Origin of the sequence: Aestuariivita boseongensis (assembly GCF_001262635.1) — a bacterium.
Lineage (GTDB): Bacteria > Pseudomonadota > Alphaproteobacteria > Rhodobacterales > Rhodobacteraceae > Aestuariivita > Aestuariivita boseongensis.
The window spans coordinates 1-4,123 of sequence record NZ_JXYH01000095.1 but is presented as its reverse complement, the minus strand read 5'-3'; the positions used below and the strand labels follow the sequence as shown (position 1 = coordinate 4,123).

The 4,123-nt window shown below is 51.7% G+C and carries 3 protein-coding genes and 2 pseudogenes; 3 read left to right on the top strand and 2 right to left on the bottom strand.

What is annotated here, in order from left to right; genetic code table 11:
- Window positions 1-371 precede the first annotated feature (371 nt).
- Complete coding sequence (locus tag TR61_RS19130) at window positions 372-1,172, top strand: hypothetical protein (protein WP_050932129.1); 801 nt, start codon at window positions 372-374, stop codon at window positions 1,170-1,172.
- Window positions 1,173-1,352: 180 nt separating this feature from the next.
- Window positions 1,353-1,553, top strand: a pseudogene (locus TR61_RS20070) (transposase); the annotation flags it as partial.
- 347 nt (window positions 1,554-1,900) lie between these two features.
- On the opposite strand, the gene TR61_RS19125 reads toward TR61_RS20070, so the two are convergent.
- Window positions 1,901-2,431 carry a cytochrome c gene (locus TR61_RS19125; RefSeq protein ID WP_082182056.1) on the bottom strand — a complete coding sequence of 177 codons (531 nt, stop codon included), beginning with the start codon at window positions 2,429-2,431 and terminating at the stop codon, window positions 1,901-1,903.
- A gap of 213 nt (window positions 2,432-2,644) precedes the next feature.
- A complete protein-coding gene (locus TR61_RS19120) occupies window positions 2,645-3,160 on the bottom strand; it encodes a hypothetical protein (protein WP_050932126.1) in 516 nt (171 codons plus the stop codon).
- Window positions 3,161-3,500: 340 nt separating this feature from the next.
- Between TR61_RS19120 and TR61_RS19765 the strand changes: the two are divergent.
- Window positions 3,501-4,123 (top strand): annotated as a pseudogene (locus TR61_RS19765) (IS5 family transposase); the annotation flags it as partial.

Sequence of the window (4,123 nt, the reverse complement as noted above, 5' to 3'; positions counted from 1 at the left end):
GTTCAGTTGGGGAGGCTCACCGGCCGTATGAATGCAACAAAGATTGTTCAACGGTAGCGTCGGGAGTAGACTAATTTCGAGTAAGGCTGGGACTTGACCTGCCCATCATAACAAAGAAATCTCCCCTTGCCGTTTCAAGACATGCTCTGACAGTATTCTGCTAACATCAAAACAGCACGTGGTTCGGGCGTGTCTGGCAGCACCCACACAGCTAGCATAGTCCATTGTGTTTGCGCGCTTTTGAATTCTGTTATAAGCCGCAGCTGGAAGCTCAGAACCATAAATGTTGAACACCTGCCAGGCATCAAATTTGACTAGGCGTCTGGATATCGATCTGAGTGCGACCGCAACATCACTGAGAGGATAGTCGTATGCACCCGCAGAGCACCCCTCCAATAGAATGGTCAGTTGGCATCATCACCAACGGCGACAATAATGAGATGCTCTTAAAGAGCCTTGCATCCATAAAAGCTGCCAGAGAGGGCCACGCAGAAATTATCGTGCTTGGGGGAAACCGGGAAGCGCTTGGTGAGTTTACATCTCATGTTAAGCACATCGAATACAATCAGGAAAAGCGGCTTCGTTTTCCTACAAAAATGATGGCGCGCAAATTTTGGCGCCGTCCCAGACTCTCAACTCTATTTGTAGAGTCAGGCAACATTTCACGAAAGAAAAACCTAATAGCAAAATCTGCCTCCGGGTCAAAGCTGTTGCTGCTTCATGACTATATTTGTGTCAATGAAGACTTCTTTTCTTCATTTCAGGACGTAGGTGATTTTGATATCTGTGTTCCGCAAATTCTGAATTCTGACGGCGGTCGGTTTAGGGATTGGACTGCTTGGGATCATCCCGCGTTCAATGGGGAGGTGGGCGCATTACTGCCTTACGATATGGAGACACCTTTTTACTATATTAGTGGAACTGTAATTATTGTAGATCGGGATTTCTTCTTAGAGAATCCGTTGAATGAAGACTTGTTCTGGGGCTATGCTGAGGACGTGGAATGGAGCCTACGGGTTCGTGATCGCGCAAAACTTCGAAAGAATTTTAAAGCAATATTAAGATCTCAGAAAGACAAGGGTAATCCGTTATCCGATCCGGGGTGGGCACGGCGAACGAAATTGCTTGAAGAGTGCATGAAGTCTGCCAGCGTTGGCGAACACAGCGGCTAAACGACGTATTCAGGTGATGTAGCCTCGTGTAGAGTCGTTCGGCCGCGACTGTATTGGATTGCGGTGAAGTTTCTTCTTGTGCCTGTCGGGCATGATCTTGTTCTTGTTTTCAAGCTTGTAGAGGCCTTTTCATATTTGACAGTAACCTTGCGCTGCTTTGCACCAAAAACACAAGCACTTATACGCGCCTGCATCCCTGGCCGGAAACAGCGCACCAAAACCGTGAAGCGCGACTAACGCCGCTACAAACACCGGAACCGGATCGAGACCATGTTCGGTAGGCTAGAGGATTGGCGACGCGTTGCGACACAACACGAAGAGTGTCCGAAGGTCTTCTTGTCTGCTATCGCACTCGGAGCAACCATCATCTGTTGGTTATGAGTCCAGGCCCTAGAAGCGTTCGCTCTCCAGTGCGGCTACTATACGCGATCCGATTGTCCGCTTCGGGCTCGACGCAGTCATCTGAGTGTTTCTGTCAGATGACCGCAAAGTGCCTGACAACGGACGACCGATACCATCCGGCATCGCTGCAACGTCCGCTTTTGCGCCTCTATGTCGGCTTAAGGCAGAACCGGACGTTTGCATCAAGGGCGTCTAAGTCCGAGTTGCGGACAAAGCAGCCTTTTACCGCTTTGCCACTTTAGCTTAACGAAGCCAATCGAGCTGAAGCAAGAAAACAGGGATAGCTTCGGCCAAATCGATTTTCTGTCCGTCAGCTCCAATGTTTTTCAGGGACGGTTAGATTTTGGTGCGGGATCCTGCAGTGACTCAAGGTAGCTTGCGATCTCGATCAGCTTAGTGGGCATAAGAAACGGCTCGCCATTTCCCGGATCGAACTCACTCATATTATGGTCCAAAATGTCGACTATAACGGGCATGTCCTCCCGCGGTAGAGTATTGCGAGAATACCCGCTAAGTATCTCCATTACCTCAAAGGCGGGCCACATGCCGTCGCGTCGAGCTGCAATCTTGGTCAAATCCGACGGCTGTGTACTCAAACGCGCTGCTGCAGGCCCATCACCCTTCCCTTCAACACCATGACAAGACAGGCAGTGCTGCATGTAGAGTGTTTTGCCGGCATTTGTGGTTTCTAAGGTGGTTCCCATCAAGACGAACGGAACCAAAAGTAGCCAATACTTCATAAGGGCGGTCTTTCTGAAACTGTGCGTTATAGTTAAAGCCAACGGAAAATGGGTGCTTTGATCCCGGTCAAGTGATCGATCACGGATCAAACCATAAGAGGTTGCAGCCACGCGCATCTATCTATTTCAAGGGAGAATATTTCACGGGCTTAAAGGGGTTTGGGTCAAGTACTTGCTCTGCATTCATTGAGAGACGGCGACAAGTCGAAAGCAAACAGTCAGGAAACGGCCGCGCGGATCCGAGCCGCGGACAATGAATCCGCTCCGGTGCAACCATGCATCTAATGCAGATGTCTCCTTGCTCGTTACCGGTAGAGACAGGAGCGTTCGCTAACCTGAGGCAGTTTTGCGCCGCGACAAAACCCAAAGCCCGCCAGCGCCCAAGAGAAGTAGGATACCCGAAGCGGGAAGAGGGACGGTAGGAGGCACTTCCTGGATTGCCCAGCGCTGACCGTTAAAACTCTCCGGATCGGCTAATCCAACCTGGAGGTCAAGGTCAAAGTATTGAGTACCAGCATTCGTCTTGATCGCGAAACCTTCGGTGTACAAAGGATCTGCCACCGAGAAATCCATAACGCTGCCGTCAAGCGAAGCGGTAGGCGTGCCGCCGCCACTATTGAAACCGGTAAACAGCGTAGAAACCCCTCCACTGTGCACCACTCCATCCAAAGAGGGGGGCGATATATCTGTGATGAAGATAGTGTTCGAGTCGCCCTGAAGAGTCCCTACGAATGAACCTGTCACAACTTGACCAGTCGAAAAGGTGTAATTGTATTCGTAGGTCGCAGCTGCCGCAGAGATGCTAGAAACAGCTATCGCCAAGAACGCAAAAAATATTGATTTCATTTAATAACTCACCACTTTGCCCATCCAAATAACTGTCGCTCATTTGGATCAGGAAAACAACTGCTCTAGAAGTCCTCAAAAAAAGCGTTTCCGGAATTAGTGTAGTTTCAACGGTATATGCAGCGCGGGCCCTGCGACGTGGAGCAATTGGCACGCCTCTCAATAGGATGAAACTCACTAAAGCGGACAATCGTTGGGAAGTTGGGCTACGGCTGCATTGCGGACGAAGCGGACTCATTTACCATTCCTCCATAGCCTCGCAAGCAGTACCCCTCTAGGGTCAGGACCCATTGATTTCCGTCCAGCTGCGTTGTTCACGGTTCGAAAACGAGCGGTGACCATGTCTGATCTTTTCTGGCTTACGGATGCGCAGATGGCGCGCCTTGAGCCGTTCTTCCCGAAGTCCCACGGCAAACCTCGCGTTGATGATCGACGTGTGTTGAGCGGCATTATCTTCATTAACCGGAATGGCTTGAGGTGGCGCGACGCGCCGAATGCCTACGGTCCGCACAAGACGCTCTACAACCGCTGGAAACGATGGAGCGATAAGGGCGTCTTCGCCCGGATGATGGCCGGCCTGGCCGCCGAACACGGCGAAAAGAAGACTGTGATGATCGACGCGACCTATCTCAAGGCCCACCGAACAGCGACCAGCATGGGCGTGAAAAAGGGGGGCGTGGACGCCTGATCGGCCGCACCAAGGGCGGCATGAACACCAAGCTGCACGCCATCTGCGACAGCCAGGGGCGGCCACTCGATCTGTTCGTCACCGCTGGACAGGTCAGCGATTACATCGGCGCACGCGCATTGCTGAGCAGCCTGCCGGATGTCGACTGGCTGCTCGGGGACCGCGGATATGACGCCGACTGGTTCCGGGAAGCGTTGAAAGACAGGGGGATACGCGCCTGTATCCCCGGTCGTAAGCAGCGCAAGAAACTCGTGAAGTACGACAAGCGTCGATAC